This window comes from Lysinibacillus sp. C5.1 (assembly GCF_016350185.1).
Classification (GTDB): domain Bacteria; phylum Bacillota; class Bacilli; order Bacillales_A; family Planococcaceae; genus Lysinibacillus; species Lysinibacillus sphaericus.
In genome coordinates this window covers 4031457-4049292 of the sequence record NZ_CP066226.1, presented here as the reverse complement: position 1 = coordinate 4049292, position 17836 = coordinate 4031457, and the positions used below count along the sequence as shown (strand labels likewise).

The following is a 17836-nucleotide window of genomic DNA, read 5'->3' as shown; positions in this document are numbered from 1 at the left end:
TAAACAAACGAAAAAATCATACGTCGAAGAATATTCTGTGACATCACTTACATATTTTGAATGTGTAGAAAATTGCTTCAACGTTACCAGCTTGTTAAAATAGTTTATGTAATCTAAATTTTCTGAATTTTGTTAGTATAATTTTCTTTTATTACTTGTAAGGGAATGGACAAGATTAGTAACGAAAAATAATGAGGGGGTTTATGATGACGATGTTTATGACGGATATTTTACAACATTATGCTACACAGCAACCAGATGCTATTGCGACAATTTATGCCCAACAAAAAGTAACGTATAGTGAGTTTTATAAGCATACAGAAAGATTTGCTGCGTATTTGCAACAACAGGGCTTTGAAAAAGACGATGTCATTGCATTATATACACTTAATTCTGATTTATTTTTAATTGCTTACATGGGTATTCAGTTAGCCGGTTTTGTTGTAATGCCTATTAATACGAAGTTAGCAGCACGGGAAGTAGACTTTATTGTCAAACACTCTGAAGCAAAAGGGCTTATTTATGATGAGCGCATAGCCGAAGTATTAGCAGATGTTAGCTATTCATTTCAACATATAATCGGTTTAAAGGAAATGAAAGAGGTTATCGAAAACTGTCAGGGACAAAGAACGATTACCCCATTACATGCGAATGATACGGCAGTTGTTATGTATACGTCCGGTACGACAGGCAAGCCGAAAGGTGTCATGCTAACGCATCAAAATATAGCATCGACGGCGGCTATTTGGTCAGCATCAATGACTATGACAGCTCAAGATAGGATGTTTATTTGTACGCCATTGTTTCATTGTGCGGGACTGCATGTATTTGCGATGCCGATGTTTTATAAAGGTGGAACCGTAATGATAGAGGAAAGCTTTTCACCTATAAATACATTAGAGCAACTTGCTAAAACGCAGGCGACAATATTCTTTGGTGTCCCTTCCATGTATACAATCCTATTAAATACACCTGCATTTAAGAATCATAGCTTTAACGATTTACGTCTATTATGTTATGGGGCGGCTCCGATGCCATATGAACTTGTCAAGCAAGTGAAAGAGGCATTACCGAATGTAAACGTGCAAAATTTATATGGACAAACTGAAAATTCACCGGCTGCTACATCACTGTTAGACGCTGATGCATTAACGAAAATCGGTTCAGTCGGCAAACCGTTAGCACAGACAGAAGTTCGTGTAGTAGATAGTTTGGGAGAAACTGTACCAGCAGGCGAGGTTGGAGAAATTTGCGTGAGAGGGCCACAGGTGATGAAAGGGTATTTACGCAATGAGGAAGAAACGGCTCGAACAATTCGAGATGGCTGGCTCTATTCAGGTGATTTAGGAAGGTTCGATGAAGAAGGTTACTTATATATAGTGGATCGCAAAAAAGATATGATTATTCGTGGTGGGGAAAATATTTATCCAATTGAAATTGAAGAAGTTTTATATCAACTGCCAGAAATTTTAGAAGCAGCAGTTGTCGGATTACCACATGAAGTATACGGGGAAGTACCAAAAGCCTTTGTTGTATTAAAGGAAGGAAAGATGTTAGAGGAGGCTACGATTTTAGCCTATTGTCAAACACAGCTCGCCAAATATAAAGTACCTTTTGACATTGAATTTTTAACGCAGCTACCGCGCAATGCATCTGGAAAGGTGTTAAAACACACACTACGACCTAAAATAGCAACTACTTAAAGTAGCAGTAAGTGCACTAGTTTTGTCTAATCATTGAAAAGTAGCAGGATAAAATATGAACACCTACTAAATTAGCGTATAATGAGACTACGACAAATAGTAAAAATAGTATAGAAGATTGACTAATTCTTCGAAAGATAGGAGCGGAATTTGTCTTGTGGAGGGATTATAAACGTCTTTTAATCGTAGGGATTATGATTATCATGCTACTTTCTGGTTGTAATCAATTTACAAAGCAGAGTCGACCTAAAAATGAATTAACAGTTTTGACGGTAGAATTTAATAGTGGTGCACCGATTCCTAATTTATATATAAAACTGACAGATGTGGAGTCTGGTAAGAAAATCGAAGAAGCGATGGGCTCTGATGAGGGAGAAGCTACTTTTACAAACCTTGTAGAAGGTAGGGAATATACGATTACTGCAACAACGCTCAATAACGTAGGTGACAATGATGGCTATACGACAATCGAAAAATTCACGTATGACGTGACCAAGCCCTATTACCGATTGCCAGCACATTCATCTAGAGCAGAACAGGAGCTAGCAGTTCCAGTCATTATGCAAAAGCCAGAACTTCCCCAAGGTTGTGAAATTACCTCACTAACAGCTGTTTTAAATTATTATGGTATGGATGTGACAAAGCTTGAAATGGCTGATACCTATTTGCCTAAACAGAATATTTATACAGCAGGTGGCCAGCGATATGGGCCGAATCCAGCTGTTGCCTACGCAGGAAATCCGCGTGATAAGGCCAATGGTATGTATGTCTTTGCTGCACCAATTGTGAAAGCGGCAGAAGCGGCGATTGCAGATAAGCAATCCAACTTGCGGGTAACGAATATGAGTGGTGCATCACAAAGTGATATTTTAGAGCTTGTTGAGGAGGGGGTACCGGTTGTTGTATGGGTAACGCTTGATTTATCGACACCTAAAACAACTGGCAATAAAGGATGGGTTTATGAAGGAGAAACGTTGAAACGTGATGCGTACATAAATTTACATGCTGTCGTATTAACCGGTTATTCAAATAAACAAGTTGTCGTAATGGATCCATTGCAGGGCAATGTTTCATACAATGTAGATGAATTTTTTAAGAGCTATCAGGAGCTAAATATGCAAGCGGTAGCGGTTCATAAATAATGTTTTGAGGAGTGCTATAGAGCGCAGCTTGGATTGCACAAAAGTATGTTACACTAATAAATAAAAAGCTAAAGTGAGTTGAGTAGCATGGCCATTGAGCACACTTTTTTACCAGTTTTATTAGGCGATGAAATGAATGCTTACGGCATGGCACGAGCATTTTACGAGTCCTATGGCGTTAAACCACTTGCATTAAATCATACGAATATGGAAAAAATTCACCAAAGTGATTTATTAACTTTTCGTGAAGTACCAAGATTACATATTGAAGAGCGCTTTGTTGTTGCTTTACAAGCCATTGCAGAAGAATTTTCCGAAAAGAAGTTATTGCTTTTAGCCTGTGATGAGTTTTACGTAAAGAAAATCGTGCAGCATAAAGAGGAGCTATGTGATGATTATGTAATTCCCTATGTCGATGCACCGCTTGCCAATCAATTATTAACACGAGAAAGCATGTATCAGTTGTGCGAACAGTATGGTTTCCATTATCCTGATATGCATGTATGTACGGTAAATGATTACGAGGAATTGAAGACACTTGACTATCCAGTTGTCATTAAGCCAATGAATATGACGAAATACGCAAGTTGTATTTTCCCTGGTAAGAAAAAGGTATATATTGCACAAAATGAAGAAGAAAAAGATGCTATTTTCCAAGCAATCTATAAGGAGTCAGCATATCGCGATGACTTAATGGTTCAGCAATATATTCCAGGCGAAGATGCTAATATGCGTGTTGTGAATGCTTATGTTGGACAAGATCACAAAGTCAAGCTACTATCTGTAGGGAACCCCATTTTAGAAGAGCATTCACCGGATGGTATTGGGCGTTATGTCGCCATTATGACCACTTACGACAAAGAACTAATGGAGTGTGTGAAAACATTTCTAGAGGCGCTAAAATTTCAAGGCTTTGCTACATTCGATATGAAATTTGATGAACGAGATGGGTTGTACAAATTGTTAAGTATAGAATTACATAATGAACTATCGAATTATTATGTGACAGCAAGCGGCTATAATTTAATGCAGTATGTAGCGGATGATTTTATTCGAGGGAGTAAACAACAGCTTACATATGTGCAGAACAAGCACCTCTGGACGATTGTGCCAAATGGTGTATTATTTAAATACGTATTAAATGAAAAGCTTGTGATGGAAGCAAAGAGTTTAATTCGCCAAGGTTTAGCAACGGATTCTATTTTTAATTATAAAGATATGAATGCGAAACGTTGGTTAAATGTAACGCTTGAAAACTTAAGCTTTTATCGCAAATATAAGAAATATTTTAACAACAAAGGTCTGTCTAACTCATGAAAAAACAAACTCTAGGTATAATTGGTGGCGTTGGTCCACTTGCAACAATGTTTATTGGCGAAATGATTGTAAGACGTACAAAGGCAACAAAAGATCAGGAGCATGTCCATACTATTATTGACAATGATACAAATATTCCAGATCGAACGGCCTTTATTTTGGATAATACAAAGGAAAACCCTGTTCCAGTATTAGTTGAGGATGCAAAAAAACTAGCTTCTGTTGGAGCGAATTTAATTGCGATTCCGTGTAATACGGCGCATACCTTTTATGATGAATTAGCGCAAGGCTCTCCAGTTCCTGTGTTGCATATGATTCGTGAAACGGCGAAACGGGCGCATGATTTAGGGGCAAAGCGCGTTGGTATTTTAGCGACAACCGGTACGTTAACTTCAGGTATGTATCAAAGCGCTTTAGAGGAATATGGTATTACACCAGTTATACCAGATAATCCTATGAAAGAAAAAGTGATGTCAATCATTTACGATTATGTGAAAGCTGGCAAAGATGTAACAAAAGAAGATTGGCTGCCTATCGAAGAGGCAATGTTGGCTTTAAATTGTGATCGTATCGTGCTAGGATGTACAGAGTTATCTATCGTCAACCGAGATTTAAAATTATGTGATAAATATATAGATTCATTAATCGTTTTAGCGGAATGTGCTATTGTAGCATGTGGTTATGAATTAGTGGATTAACATGTGGCTCACCTGTTGAAAAAGGGTGAGCCTTTTCCATACAGGTGTTACATAAAAATAACGCGAACAATCTATTTAGCAGGAAAATGCTTGTACACAATTAGTGTGTTAAACTAGTGTCAAGCAGGATAATAAGGTGGGAATTAACATGTCAGTAATTAATTTATTAAAAGAAGAATTGCAAGCAAAATGGAACTTTGAAGAAGCGATGAAAATTCAAGAAGAAATGATTCCAGCAATGCTTGAAGGCAAAGATATTGTAGCAGAATCACCGACAGGATCAGGTAAGACATTGGCCTATGTGTTGCCATTACTAAATAAAGTAAATGGGGCGAAAAAGCAAACACAAGGACTGATTGTTGCGCCGTCTCAAGAATTAGCAATGCAAATTGTCGAGGTTATCCGTGAATGGATTGCAGGTACTGATATTACAGTACAACAACTAATTGGTGGAGCAAACTCTGCAAGACAAATCGAGAAGTTAAAGAAGAAACCGACAATCGTAGTTGGTACACCAGGTCGCCTAAACGAATTAGTGCGTTCAGGGAAATTAAAGTTAAAAGAAATTGAAACAGTTATTTTAGATGAATGTGATCAGCTATTGAGCCGCGAGTATCGCGTTGTCGTAAAATCATTTATCGAAGGTGCGGCTTACGGGCGCCAAGTAGTTGTGGTTTCTGCGACAATTACGGAGGAAATTGAATTAGTCGCTAGCCGCATGATGTTTGAACCTTTACGTTTCAAAATTAAACCTGAAGATATGGTGAAGGTTGGCAAAGTTGTCCATTCATTTGTGAAAGTAGAAGAACGTGATAAAACGGACTTATTACGTAGAATGGCGCATACAGAAGGGTTACGTGCGCTTGCTTTCGTCAATAATATCGATCAATTATTAATGAAAGAAACGAAGTTACAATATCGTTCAGCGCCAATTGTTACTTTACATTCTGACATGAAAAAAGAAGAGCGTAAAAAAGCATTAGATGCATTTCGTAAAGGAGAAGCGCGTATTTTAATCGCCACTGATATAGCTGCACGTGGTTTAGATATTGCCGGTTTAACACATGTTATTCATGTCGATGTACCACGTACAATTGAACAGTATTTGCATCGTTCAGGCCGTACTGGTCGAGCAGGAGCAGATGGTGAAGTCCTTACGTTGTTATCATACAACGATGAAAAAACATATAAAAAGTGGACGCGTGAAGTTCCTGGCAAACCTGTGCAAAAAATATGGCACGATGGCAAGCTAGTAGAAGGTAATTCAAAAACAATTGGACAAAAGCGAGGGAAATAATATGACATTTGAAGAAAAATTACAAGCATATGCCGAACTTGCGGTGAAGGTTGGTGTTAATATTCAACCTGGGCAATACTTATTAGTTAATACTTCGGTGGAAGCACTAGACTTTGCGCGTTTAGTAGTGAAAGAGGCATACAAGGCTGGAGCTGGTCGTGTTCATGTGAATTTTTCAGATGATGAAATGGATCGCGCTTATTTCGAGCATGCGTCTGATGAAGAATTTAATCGTTTCCCCGAATGGGTTGTTAAAATGCGTGATGAGTTAATCGAACGCAAAGGGGCATTATTATGGATTGATGCTGCAGATCCAGACAAATTAACGGGTATTTCAGCTGAGCGATTAGCCACACACCAAAAAGTATCAGGTGCTGCATTGAAAAACTATCGCAATGCCGTGATGAAGGATTTAATCGCTTGGTCGATTGTAGCTGTACCTTCAGCCAAATGGGCAGGAAAAGTATTCCCGAGTTTAGACGTGGAAAAACAAGTACCAGCGCTATGGGAAGCAATCTTTAAAACGGTGCATATTGGTGAAGGCAATGCGGTTGAAAACTGGCGTACACATGTTGCAAACTTAGAATCACGAGCTGCATTATTAAATAATAAAAAATATGCAAAACTACATTATACTGCACCAGGCACAGATTTAACGATTGCTTTAGCACCACAGCATAAGTGGTTAACGGGTGGGAGCAGAACACCTGAAGGTACTGTATTTATCGCTAATATGCCGACGGAAGAAGTGTATACCTTACCAATGAAACAAGGTGTCGAGGGGTATGTAAGCAATACCAAGCCATTAGTATACCAAGGCAATATTATTGATGGCTTTAAGCTTACCTTTGAAGAAGGAAAAATTATTGATGCACAAGCGCAAGTTGGGCATGATTTATTGCAAGAGTTAATCGCTGTCGATGAAGGATCTTGTTATTTAGGAGAAGTTGCACTTGTCCCACATGAATCCCCAATTTCAGCTTCAGAGATCTTATATTTTAATACATTATTTGATGAAAATGCATCCAACCATTTAGCGATTGGTGAAGCGTATCCAACTTGTTTAGAAGGTGGAAGAGATTTAGAAAATGGTCAACTTGAAGCATTAGGTGCCAATATTTCAGTAACACATGAGGACTTTATGATTGGTAGCGGCGACATGGATATTGACGGTATTTTACCAGATGGCACTGTGGAGCCAATTTTCCGTAAAGGTAGCTGGGCTTTTTAATAGATTAACGACATTTATTGTGAGGTGAGCAGATGAAACGACTAGTAAGCCTAGTAAGTATAACTGTACTTTCGTTAACACTTGGTGTTTCATCTGTCTTTGCACGTGGTGAAAATTATGTAGCACTTGGAGATTCCTTAGCGGCTGGTCAAACACCGTATCAGGAAATTGATGCAGGTTATAGCGATTTGGTTGCGATGCGATTAGGAATGATTGGGCAATTGAATCACTATACAAAGCAGCTCGCTTTTCCTGGTTTCACAACGGCAGATGTTTTAGAGCGTGTTAAGTCTGAAGAAGCAAGCGCGCTACTAGCCAATGCAACGCTAATTACTATTTCCGCAGGTGCCAATGATTTACTACGTCTTGTGCAGGTTAACCCATCAGCTGGTACGTTAACATTTTCACAGCTTCAAGTAGATTTTGCGTTAAATAGTGCGCGAAAAAATATGGCGGATTTATTAGCTGAGTTGAAATTACGTGCACCCAATGCAAAAGTCTATGTCATGGGCTATTATTTTGCCTATCCCACTGTACATGCAACACAAAAAGAGGGAACGAATGCACAACTCTTAAAGTTAAATACGATTTTAGAACAACAAGCTGAGCAGGCAGGGATGACTTATGTTAATGTCTACGATGCTTTTGGCTTGCAAGCTACTCACTACTTGCCAAATATAGCAGATGTCCACCCTAATTTTGAAGGATATCGTCAAATGGCAAATGCCTTTTTAAAATCGTATAGAGGTAGTGATGGCTTAGCTATTTCTACTACAGAGTTGCCTAAGCCGAACCCCATGACATTTCAGGAAATAATGGAGAAACAAGCAGAGTCCAACGAAAAACCTGTAGTGGAACAACAAGAGAAAGTCGCAACCGTCAGAAGCATCCAAGGTTTTATTGGCTATGCTACTTTTATAGAAAAGGTCAAAGCCAATCAATCCATACAGCCACAACGAATTTAAGTGGAAAAACACCAAGAACAAAAGTATGCTAAGTACATAAATTGCCACCTATTAGGAGCAATTTAAACAACTTAGCATACTTTTTTAGTGCCACTGTTTGAGTGCCAGTCACCCAAACAATTCTGAATTTAACGGGTGTCTGGCACCGAAACAATTCTGAATTTAACGAGTGCCAGTCACCCAAAAAGGAATATAGTTGCATGCATGATAAAATAAAAGAAAAGCAAAACAAAACAGGAGGTGCATAGACAATGAAAATATTCCATACAGCCGATTGGCATTTAGGAAAACTTGTACAAGGTATCTATATGACCGAGGATCAGCGTTATATTTTACAGCAATTTTTGCAAGCGATTGAAGAAGAACAACCTGATGCAATTATTGTAGCAGGCGATTTATATGATCGTTCAATGCCACCTGTAGAGGCCGTTAACTTATTAAACGATGTTTTCGCAGAAATTGTACTTGAAAAGAAAATTCCGGTGTTAGCAGTTGCCGGAAATCATGACAGTGCAGGACGATTAAATTTTGGTAGTCGTCTTATGAGAGATAGTGGGTTACATATCGTAGGGCAATTCACAAAAGAACATTCACCAATCGTACTAACAGATGAATTCGGTGAGGTGCATTTCCACCTAGTGCCATATGCAGAACCAGCCTCCGTACGCACGATTTTAGAAGATGATACGATTCAGTCACATCAAGATGCAATGCAAAAAATCATCGCCCATATTAAGCAAACGATGGATACAACAAAGCGGCATATTTTTATTGGACATGCTTTTGTGACGAAATATGGCTTTGAAGAAGATAATACAAGTGATTCGGAACGACCGCTATCCATCGGTGGGTCAGATTGCGTGGACGCTGCCTTATTTGAACATTTCAACTATACGGCACTCGGCCATTTGCATAAAGCTCACTTTGTACTGAATAACACAATCCGTTATGCAGGTTCACCGTTGAAATATTCGTTGTCGGAACATTTGCATGAGAAAGGCTTTTTAATTGTAGAGCTAGATGCTAATGGACATGTAGAGGTTAACAAACGTAAGCTTGTGCCAAGACGTGATCTACGAGTGGTGGAAGGCTTTATGGATGATTTATTACAACTACCACCATGTGATGATTATGTCTTTGTACGATTAACAGACACGACACCTGTAGCCTCACCGATGGAGCGAATCCGTACTGTTTTTCCACATGCAATGCATATTGAACGTAAAGCATCACGAATACAAGTAGCCCAAGAAATACAAGCTGTTGAAACGGAAAAAGTAGAGGATATTGATTTGTTTCGTGGATTTTATGCAGATGTTTTGGGCGATCAACCTGATCCAGAAACCGAGCGTTTGTTTTTAGAGATGCTACAAGAATTATTAGATGAGGAACGGGAGGCAGTGCGATGAAACCACTCAAGTTAACGATTACTGCTTTCGGTCCATATAAACATACAGAAGTGATTGATTTCCAACAGCTTGGAGAGTACCGTTTATTTGCTATTTCAGGCAAAACAGGCGCTGGGAAAACGACGATTTTTGATGCGATTTGTTATGCGTTGTATGGTGCAGGAAGTGGTGAAGATCGTCAGGATACAGCTATGCTTCGGAGTGGCTTTGCTGCGGATGATGTTTACACCGCAGTAGAATTGGTATTTGAAATGCGCGGTAAAGTGTATCACATTTTACGCCAACCAGGTCATATTAAAGCAAAAAATAAAAGTGTCACTGGAAGAAAAGTTGAATTAGCAGAAATAAAGGATGGTAAATTTGACTTTAGTATAGTGGAGAAGCAGCAAACAAATGAAGTAGATAAAAAACTGCTTGAAATTATAGGGCTAACAAAAGATCAGTTTAGTCAAATTGTGATGTTGCCCCAGGGGGAATTTCGCAAATTATTAACTTCTGATTCCTCCAATAAAGAAGTTATTTTACGTAAAATTTTTAAAACAGATCGTTTTAATGCAATGACCAAAAAACTAGATATCAAAAGAAAAGAAGCCGAAAAGGATGTCGAGCGTGCCCAGCAATTGAAAGAACATTTACTTGGACAAATTGCAGGTGCATTACCACAACGGTCATCAACACTATTTACTTGTATAAGCAATAATACGGATAATATGCATCAACTAAAAAATGCCCTTGAAGAAGAGCAATTCTTTTATAATGCTAGTATCCAAACGGAACAGCTCCGCTATGAAGAAGCCTATGCGCATCATCAAAAGGAACAAGAATATTACAGTATGGCGAAAGCGCTGAACGAGCAGTTCGAACAACAGGAGCAACGACAAGCCCGTTTGCAAATGCTGTTACAACAACAACATTTATATACAGCGAAGGAACAGGAAATACAATTAGCTGAACAAGCGGAGCGTCTTCTTACTTTTGAACAACAGTGTGTAGAATTACGGACAGAGCAAAATCATAAGGAACAACTTTATCAGCAAGCGACAATAAATCATCAAAACGCTTTAGCACAACTAGCAATAGCCCAGCAATTATTTTCAGAGGAAGAAGCGAAAGAACCAGCGCGTCAGCAAATATTGCAACAAGAAATGCAGCTATTAGCGCTGTTACCAAAGTTTGAGGCATTTGAGCATAATCAGCAACAACTAGAAATAACGCAACAACTTGTTGATAATGCTAAACGTGCAGTAGCAGATAATCTAAACATTTTAGAAAAAGAGCAAACCCAACTTCAAGAGTTAACAACAACCATTGAGCAATATGAAAAACAAATGGAGCCCTATGCGGGTTATTTAGAACAACTTCCTAAGCTTAAAGAACAAGTCACATTATTAGCTCAATTGGAAAAATATGAGCAAGCGAGTGAGCTAGCTGAGCAAGCGTTTCAAAGGGCGCAACAGCTCTATCAAGAAAGTAATAAAGCGCAACAGACTAAGGAACAACAATGGATTACCAGTCAGGCAAGTATTTTAGCAGCCAAGTTAAAAGATGGCGATGCTTGTCCAGTTTGTGGCAGTACAACACACCAATTAACACATAGTGAGCCACTAGCAGTCGTGGATGAAGTGGAGCTGGAAACAATCCGCGCGACAGCTCATGCAAATGAGAGAAATTATTACGAAAAAGAAGCAACAGTCAAAACAACAAAGCAATTGCTTCAAGAGGTGGCTGAACAGGTAGAAGCTAGCCATATATCACTAGCTGATCGAGTAGATCTTACAACTTCATTACAATTCATTGAGCAACAAGTTACTGTTTTAAAAATCGTTAACGATCAACTATCTATCGCACGGACTAAGCTAAAAGAGCAACTGGCAAGAAATGAACAATTACAACACAAACAAGTCCAGTTAGAGCACTATTTTGCCGAGCAGTCGAAAGAATTAATTAAACAGCAAGCAATTGTAGAAGAACAACAAAAGTACATTCCTGAACATGTAAAGTCATTGCAACAATTAAAGCAAACAATGGAAGATATAAAATCGCAAAAGAATGCATTACAAGCAGCATGGAACGCGAGCCAGCATAATCTACAAGCAACAAAAGAAGCGTCACATAAAGCAGCTATAGCAGAAGAACTGGCAAAAAAAGCCTATGAGGAATTGCAAAACAAACTGAATGAAAAACGAGAACAATTTGTCACAAGCATGAACAATGTAGGTTTTACAACATATGAAGCATATGCGGCGGCAAAGCGAAGTGTTGTACAAATCGAGGAATTACGTAAAGCGTGCCGGGATTACGCTTTACAACAGCACTCTTTACAGCAACAAATCTTAGATGGAGCACAACATCTTGAAGGAAAAGAGAAGCAAAATTTAACGATATTAGAAGACAAGCTTGAGATGCTGCGAGCTACATCTGAAGAAGCATTTAAAATATTGCAACAGACGAAAAATTATGCAACAGCATGTGCTGACTTTATTGTTAAAGTTGATGAAACGGCGAGGGAAATACGGATACTCGAAAAAGAAGCAGGCCGTGTAAAAGAACTTTACACCGTGTTGAATGGTCAAAATCCTAAAAAACTGTCATTTGAGCGTTATATTCAAATCAATTATTTAGATAAGATTACAGCAGCAGCCAATCTTCGTTTATTCCATTTATCAAATGGACAGTTTGAATTGCGGCGCTCTGATCGCTTGGAGAAGCATGCCAAGCAAAGTGGGTTAGGGTTAGATGTGTATGATGCTTATACGGACCAATTAAGAGATGTAAAAACATTATCTGGTGGGGAGAAGTTTAATGCATCATTAAGTCTTGCATTAGGTATGGCAGATGTTATTCAAAGCTTCCAAGGAAATATTCAGATTGAAACGATGTTTATCGACGAGGGCTTTGGTTCTTTAGATGAGGAAGCGTTAAATAAAGCAATTGATACGTTAATTGATTTACAAGATTCAGGAAGAATGATTGGTGTTATTTCACATGTAGCCGAGTTAAAAGCCGCAATGCCAGCCGTTTTACATGTTGAAAAAACGTTAAGTGGGCATAGTACAACACACTTTGAAGTAAAGTAGTGCCAGTCACCCAAACAATTCTAAATAAAACCCACTTGCACTGTGTGGTGTAAGTGGGTTTTGTGTGCCAGTCACTCAAACAATTAAAAGAAGTCAGTGCACCTATTTTCTGCGTGTTGATACGTAAGGTGTTGTCCCTTTTTTTGCAGCAACTACTTTTTTGACAATAGGAATGACAATAGGTGCAAATTTTATAGCGGTTTTCACTACTTTTGATACTTTCATGAATACGACATCTCCTTAGTACTAAATTTTAACGTATAACTCGTACAGCTTGCACAATATTCCAAATAACAATACCTAATGATACGAGTAAATAAATTGCAAATGAAGCAAACCAAATGATAATGAATGTATTCCCATTTGAAGAAGGATCAAACGTGTTCAATGACATTGATGAAAATATAGAGATAGCAAAGAAAATGATACCCAAGACTAATGGAATCAAGTGAGAAATAAGTGCTCGAATGGAATGTCTTTTGACTTCACTATCTTTTGAAACAAAGTAAACGACTAATGGAACGACAAATGGTGCAATAAAAACACTGAGATAACTAAACGCAGATAAAACTTTTTGATTCTCCATAATTGTTCCTCCCTTTTTAATATTTACGCATAGAAAGCGTAAAAGTTTCAAAAAAATAATTGAGGAAAAGGTTGTAATACCAAAGGTGTTTGCGTACAATGAGGGTGTTCAATAAAAATGAGATGTAACGACCACAAGGGGAGCTGATGATGTCAGCTGAGACTGGGCACGTAATGCCTTTACTCTTTGAACCTGTAAGTTAACACTTGCGTAGGGATGTGGATAGAAACCGACACTTTTACGATGTGAGGCTCTGTCCTGGCATCGTTTTTTATGCCGGATTGAGGTGCACATCCAAATAATTGTTTTCTATTCCTGCTCTTGTATCCTACATCGGAACAAAGGAGAGAATAATAGTATGGACAAAAAAAGATTACTCATGCTGGTGGAGATTGCAATTTTTGCAGCGGTAGGGCTTGTGCTCGATCAAGTTTCTTTTAAAGTATGGGCACAAGGTGGCTCGGTAAGCTTAGTCATGATACCAATTATTTTAATGGCATTTCGTTGGGGGCTTTTGTCAGGGCTCACAACAGGTCTATTAATTGGTGTGTTACAAACAATGTTTGGTGCTTATATTGTGCATTGGCTTCAAGGATTACTAGATTATGGGGCAGCCTTTACTGTAGTAGGTTTAGCGGCAATCGTTCGTGAACCTGTATTAAAAGCCGCAACAGCACTCAACAAAAAGAAAATGGCTCTGTACATAGTGATGGGAACAGTGTTAGCTGGTTTTTTACGCTATCTTGCACACACGATTGCAGGTGCAGTATTCTTTGCGGAGTATGCGGGCGATCAAAATGCATGGATTTATTCAATTATTTATAATGGAACATATATGCTACCAGCAACTATTTTAACAGCGATTGTCGGTGTTCTATTATTTACAGCAGCGCCACAATTAATGCAACGAAAATTATAAATGAATGGAAATAGTATGCTAAGAATCACTTAGTATACTATTTTTTTTATATCGAGAACAATCAGTTTAAATGAACTGTAGAGAAAGGCTGTTTTAATGTCTAAAGACTTTTAAAATCGTCTGTTTTTTCTATGAGTAGCACTTATGAAATTCTATTGGCATAGAATAATTAAAGCTTTTGGCGTTATGCACATAAAAAGTTATGTTATATTAAAGAGTAGATATTAGATGAAAGGGACGTTAAAAATGATTGTAAAAACCCAAGAAGAAATTGAAGCCTTTAAAAAAATTGGTCGCATTTGTGCGGAAATTCGTGAGGCGATGAAAGCAGCTACAAAGCCTGGTGTGACAACACTTGAATTAGATGAAATTGCAGGACGCATGTTTGCTGAAGCAGGAGCTATTTCAGGTCCTAAGGGAGAGTATGATTTCCCAGGTTACACTTGTATTAGTGTCAATGAAGAAGTTGCCCATGGTATTCCAGGACAACGTATTATTAAAGAGGGAGATATTGTTAATATTGATGTATCTGGCTCTTTAAATGGTTACTTTGCAGATACAGGTATTTCTTTTGTAGTAGGGGAAGGTTATGAGGATAAAGAAAAACTTTGCCGCGTAGCAAAAAGCGCTTTTGATCGTGCAATGACAAAAGTAAAAGCTGGTTCGAAATTAAACCAAATTGGGAAAGCGGTAGAGCGTGAGGCTTATGCCAATGACTTAACAGTTATTATGAACTTAACGGGTCATGGATTAGGTCGTTCATTGCATGATGAACCAAACCACATTTTAAACTATTACGATGCGTGGGATTCAACAATTATGAAAGAAGGCATGGTGTTAGCTGTAGAGCCATTTATTTCAGCAAAAGCAGAGCATATCGTTGAAGCTGGTGATGGCTGGACATTTATCACGCCTGATAAATCTTTAGTTGCCCAAATTGAGCATTCGATTATTGTAACAAAAGACAAACCAATCATTTTAACTTCATTAGATGAGCAATAAGACGAAATAAAAAACCTGCTTACCGATTTATTTTTGGTAAGCAGGTTTTTTTTTGACGAATAGAATACCAACAACAAGTACCCCACATAAAAATAAGGCTGCTGTCGTCACAAGCAACTCGTCAAGATGATTATGAAATGCAATGCCAACGAATGCCCAAATGAAAACGCTAGGATAGACAATATCAAAATGATGATAACGTATATGTAAGGCAATCACGACACCAATTGTCAGTAAAATAACTGCCCAAAGTGGATTGCTAAGACCAAAGCCATTCCATTCATAAGAAGTTAACGTAAAACTCGTATTTGTCATCAATAAAAATGTAGACCAAGCAAAGTAAAGTGAAATCGGTAGGCGGCCAGATAATGCATTATTGGAATGTGAGTACGTATTGTAAAGGAAAAATAAGTATAGTACTAACATTACTGTACAGATGAAAAATACTATGAATAATTCATAATGCCAAAATAAAATAGAAATCGCTTGTAAAATACATACATTGCTAAAGAGAACAGTCTGTTTTATAGTTGTCTTTTTAAAATTCATAACTAACCAATAAGCGAGCAAAATGTAAATGACTATCCATATCATATAACTAATATTAATAGGTGCAAACATTACGGGAAAACGATTTGAGATTTCTAACGAAGATTGACCATTTATTTTTATAAAATAGGATGAAAAGGTTAGGATGAGTGAGACAATATACGTTATTGTCATTAAAATAAACTTAGGCAAGGTTTCCTCTCCCTTCGTGTTAAATTGTATAGGGAAAAGACAAATAAGTATAGGACTGTCACAGAATATCTATTTTATTATAGCGGAAAATCCTTACAATGTATCAAGTGAATTTGTTGAAATTATCTACAATTTACCATTTGGATATGCATCCAAATACTTCTTTAGTACAATAGAAATATCCAATTTGAAGGAGTGGAATTTTAATGGCCCAAAATCTAAAAAATCTTGACCTATCGATTGAACTAGATAAAAAAATGTATAAAAAGAAATTAAAAGTACTCCAATATGAAATGTTAAATGCACAGCAATTTTTACTAAATAATAAAATCGGACTTATTCTAGTATTTGAAGGAATGGATGCTGCTGGTAAGGGAGGCGCCATTAAACGTCTTATTGAACGGGTAGACCCTAGGGGTTACGTTGTTCATCCAATTTCAGCACCACAGCCTCACGAATTACGCTATAACTACTTGCAACGTTTTTGGAGAAAATTACCTCAGCATGGTCAGATTGCCATTTTCGACCGCTCTTGGTATGGACGAGTGCTAGTAGAGCGTATCGAAGGATTTGCAAATAAGGAAGAATGGTCTCGCGCGTATGAGGAGATTAACAACTTTGAGAAGATTTTAACGGCTGGAGACTACATTGTTATAAAATTCTGGTTACATGTGTCAGATGAGGAGCAATTGAAGCGCTTTAATGAGCGTGCGCAAGATCCATATAAATCATGGAAGTTAACAGATGAGGACTGGAGAAATCGCGAAAAAACACCAGAATATATCGCAGCAGCGAATGATATGTTTGAAAAAACAGACAAGAAAAATGCGCCATGGGTTTTGGTAGCAGGAAACGATAAAAAACATGCACGTGTACAAGTGCTACAAGAAACGCTTGCACATATTGAACGCGAGGCGCAAAAGCGAGGTTTACATTTAACAAATGTTTTAGACAAGTCCCAATTAGAGGATGCAGAATCATCTAGTATGGAACTGTTAGAAATCCAATCAAAAGAACAAGTGAAAAATAAATAAATAATATGATTGATGCTGTGATAACAAGACAGGAGCTGTTTTGGTTGTAGCAGCATCTTTTTTTACATACAATGAACATGTACTGACAATTATCGGAAGGCTAGTGGAGAGAAATGGTGCTAAAAATTTGGAATTTATTAAGGAAAAAGGGTGGAAATGTGGTCTCGATTCAGGGGGAGAAATGCTACGTTCGCACATTCCAAGAAAAAGATGCACAAAGTTTAACGGGTCTTGTAAGTCGAAACAAATATTTTTGGTCTACATATGAACCGTTACAGCGACCTGAATACTATACAGTTGATGCACAGTATAAAAAAATTCAAGAAAGTTTATATTTAATGAGCTCAAAGAGAGAATTTACTTTCGGCATATATGAGCAAGGTACAAATAATTTAATAGGTCACATCGCGTTGTATGCTATCAAACGTTTACCGTATTCAAGTGCCTTTGTTGGTTATGCGATGGATGAAATCTATATAGGAAAAGGAATTGTAACAGAAGCAGTAGAATTGGTTGTACAATTTGCCTTTGAACAAATAGGGCTACATCGTGTGGAGGCGTATGTATCGACTGAAAATAACGCTTCGATTCGGGTGTTGGAGAAATCAGGATTTCAACGAGAAGGCTTATTAAGAAAATTATTGTATATCAATGGACAATGGGTAGATCATTATATGTATGCTCGCCTAGAGCCATCATCATGAATACACAACGA

The 17836-nt window shown here is 37.9% G+C and carries 16 protein-coding genes and 1 riboswitch; of the genes, 13 read left to right on the top strand and 3 right to left on the bottom strand.

Features of this window, described 5'->3' with window-relative positions:
- Positions 1-206: 206 nt before the first annotated feature.
- From I5435_RS19955 to I5435_RS19915, 9 genes are all read left to right on the top strand, one after another.
- Positions 207-1703, top strand: a complete 1497-nt coding sequence (locus tag I5435_RS19955; RefSeq protein ID WP_337982860.1) for a class I adenylate-forming enzyme family protein — start codon at positions 207-209, stop codon at positions 1701-1703.
- A 155-nt stretch (positions 1704-1858) separates the two neighbouring features.
- Positions 1859-2845, top strand: a complete 987-nt coding sequence (locus I5435_RS19950) for a C39 family peptidase (protein ID WP_036205547.1) — start codon at positions 1859-1861, stop codon at positions 2843-2845.
- Between the two features lie 87 nt (positions 2846-2932).
- Positions 2933-4162, top strand: a complete 1230-nt coding sequence (locus tag I5435_RS19945) for a carboxylate--amine ligase (RefSeq protein WP_337982859.1) — start codon at positions 2933-2935, stop codon at positions 4160-4162.
- Complete coding sequence (locus I5435_RS19940) at positions 4159-4860, top strand: cysteate racemase (RefSeq protein ID WP_025220626.1); 702 nt, start codon at positions 4159-4161, stop codon at positions 4858-4860. Before I5435_RS19945 ends, I5435_RS19940 begins: the two co-directional genes overlap by 4 nt.
- A gap of 148 nt (positions 4861-5008) precedes the next feature.
- Positions 5009-6157, top strand: coding sequence for a DEAD/DEAH box helicase (locus I5435_RS19935; protein ID WP_024364515.1), 1149 nt, complete (start codon positions 5009-5011; stop codon positions 6155-6157).
- Between the two features lies 1 nt (position 6158).
- Positions 6159-7388 (top strand): aminopeptidase, encoded by a 1230-nt coding sequence (locus I5435_RS19930; RefSeq protein WP_337982858.1) that lies wholly within the window; start codon positions 6159-6161, stop codon positions 7386-7388.
- 32 nt (positions 7389-7420) lie between these two features.
- Positions 7421-8353, top strand: coding sequence for an SGNH/GDSL hydrolase family protein (locus I5435_RS19925; protein ID WP_337982857.1), 933 nt, complete (start codon positions 7421-7423; stop codon positions 8351-8353).
- A gap of 251 nt (positions 8354-8604) precedes the next feature.
- Entirely contained in the window at positions 8605-9762 is a 1158-nt protein-coding gene (locus tag I5435_RS19920) for an exonuclease SbcCD subunit D (RefSeq protein ID WP_337982856.1), read from the top strand.
- Positions 9759-12839, top strand: coding sequence for an AAA family ATPase (locus I5435_RS19915; protein ID WP_337982855.1), 3081 nt, complete (start codon positions 9759-9761; stop codon positions 12837-12839). Before I5435_RS19920 ends, I5435_RS19915 begins: the two co-directional genes overlap by 4 nt.
- A gap of 102 nt (positions 12840-12941) precedes the next feature.
- On the opposite strand, the gene I5435_RS19910 is transcribed toward I5435_RS19915, so the two are convergent.
- Positions 12942-13064 (bottom strand): hypothetical protein, encoded by a 123-nt coding sequence (locus tag I5435_RS19910; protein ID WP_255313776.1) that lies wholly within the window; start codon positions 13062-13064, stop codon positions 12942-12944.
- A gap of 28 nt (positions 13065-13092) precedes the next feature.
- Positions 13093-13425: a magnetosome magnetite crystal formation protein family gene (locus I5435_RS19905; protein ID WP_029747430.1), complete on the bottom strand. Its 333-nt coding sequence runs from the start codon at positions 13423-13425 to the stop codon at positions 13093-13095.
- Between the two features lie 126 nt (positions 13426-13551).
- A riboswitch (TPP riboswitch) is annotated at positions 13552-13659 on the top strand.
- Positions 13660-13783: 124 nt separating this feature from the next.
- Between I5435_RS19905 and thiT the strand changes: the two genes are divergently transcribed.
- Entirely contained in the window at positions 13784-14344 is a 561-nt protein-coding gene (gene thiT, locus I5435_RS19900; RefSeq protein WP_337982854.1) for an energy-coupled thiamine transporter ThiT, read from the top strand.
- A 246-nt stretch (positions 14345-14590) separates the two neighbouring features.
- The gene (map, locus tag I5435_RS19895) at positions 14591-15346 is read left to right on the top strand and encodes a type I methionyl aminopeptidase (protein WP_024364522.1); all 756 of its coding nucleotides are present in this window, start codon (positions 14591-14593) and stop codon (positions 15344-15346) included.
- A gap of 27 nt (positions 15347-15373) precedes the next feature.
- Here map and I5435_RS19890 read toward each other — a convergent pair whose 3' ends face one another.
- Complete coding sequence (locus I5435_RS19890; RefSeq protein ID WP_024364523.1) at positions 15374-16087, bottom strand: hypothetical protein; 714 nt, start codon at positions 16085-16087, stop codon at positions 15374-15376.
- A 206-nt stretch (positions 16088-16293) separates the two neighbouring features.
- On the opposite strand from I5435_RS19890, the gene I5435_RS19885 reads away from it, so the two are divergent.
- Complete coding sequence (locus I5435_RS19885; protein ID WP_108031117.1) at positions 16294-17121, top strand: polyphosphate kinase 2 family protein; 828 nt, start codon at positions 16294-16296, stop codon at positions 17119-17121.
- Positions 17122-17234: 113 nt separating this feature from the next.
- Positions 17235-17825, top strand: coding sequence for a GNAT family N-acetyltransferase (locus tag I5435_RS19880; protein WP_051147783.1), 591 nt, complete (start codon positions 17235-17237; stop codon positions 17823-17825).
- The last annotated feature ends 11 nt before the right edge of the window (positions 17826-17836 follow it).

Coding starts and splice junctions, on each gene's coding strand:
- thiT (WP_337982854.1), top strand. CDS start 13,784: ATGGACAAAAAAAGATTACTCATGCTGGTGGAGATTGCAATTTTTGCA.
- I5435_RS19925 (WP_337982857.1), top strand. CDS start 7,421: ATGAAACGACTAGTAAGCCTAGTAAGTATAACTGTACTTTCGTTAACA.
- I5435_RS19935 (WP_024364515.1), top strand. CDS start 5,009: ATGTCAGTAATTAATTTATTAAAAGAAGAATTGCAAGCAAAATGGAAC.
- I5435_RS19910 (WP_255313776.1), bottom strand. CDS start 13,064: ATGAAAGTATCAAAAGTAGTGAAAACCGCTATAAAATTTGCACCTATT.
- I5435_RS19905 (WP_029747430.1), bottom strand. CDS start 13,425: ATGGAGAATCAAAAAGTTTTATCTGCGTTTAGTTATCTCAGTGTTTTT.
- I5435_RS19955 (WP_337982860.1), top strand. CDS start 207: ATGACGATGTTTATGACGGATATTTTACAACATTATGCTACACAGCAA.
- I5435_RS19940 (WP_025220626.1), top strand. CDS start 4,159: ATGAAAAAACAAACTCTAGGTATAATTGGTGGCGTTGGTCCACTTGCA.
- I5435_RS19885 (WP_108031117.1), top strand. CDS start 16,294: ATGGCCCAAAATCTAAAAAATCTTGACCTATCGATTGAACTAGATAAA.
- I5435_RS19880 (WP_051147783.1), top strand. CDS start 17,235: ATGGTGCTAAAAATTTGGAATTTATTAAGGAAAAAGGGTGGAAATGTG.
- map (WP_024364522.1), top strand. CDS start 14,591: ATGATTGTAAAAACCCAAGAAGAAATTGAAGCCTTTAAAAAAATTGGT.
- I5435_RS19945 (WP_337982859.1), top strand. CDS start 2,933: ATGGCCATTGAGCACACTTTTTTACCAGTTTTATTAGGCGATGAAATG.
- I5435_RS19915 (WP_337982855.1), top strand. CDS start 9,759: ATGAAACCACTCAAGTTAACGATTACTGCTTTCGGTCCATATAAACAT.
- I5435_RS19920 (WP_337982856.1), top strand. CDS start 8,605: ATGAAAATATTCCATACAGCCGATTGGCATTTAGGAAAACTTGTACAA.
- I5435_RS19930 (WP_337982858.1), top strand. CDS start 6,159: ATGACATTTGAAGAAAAATTACAAGCATATGCCGAACTTGCGGTGAAG.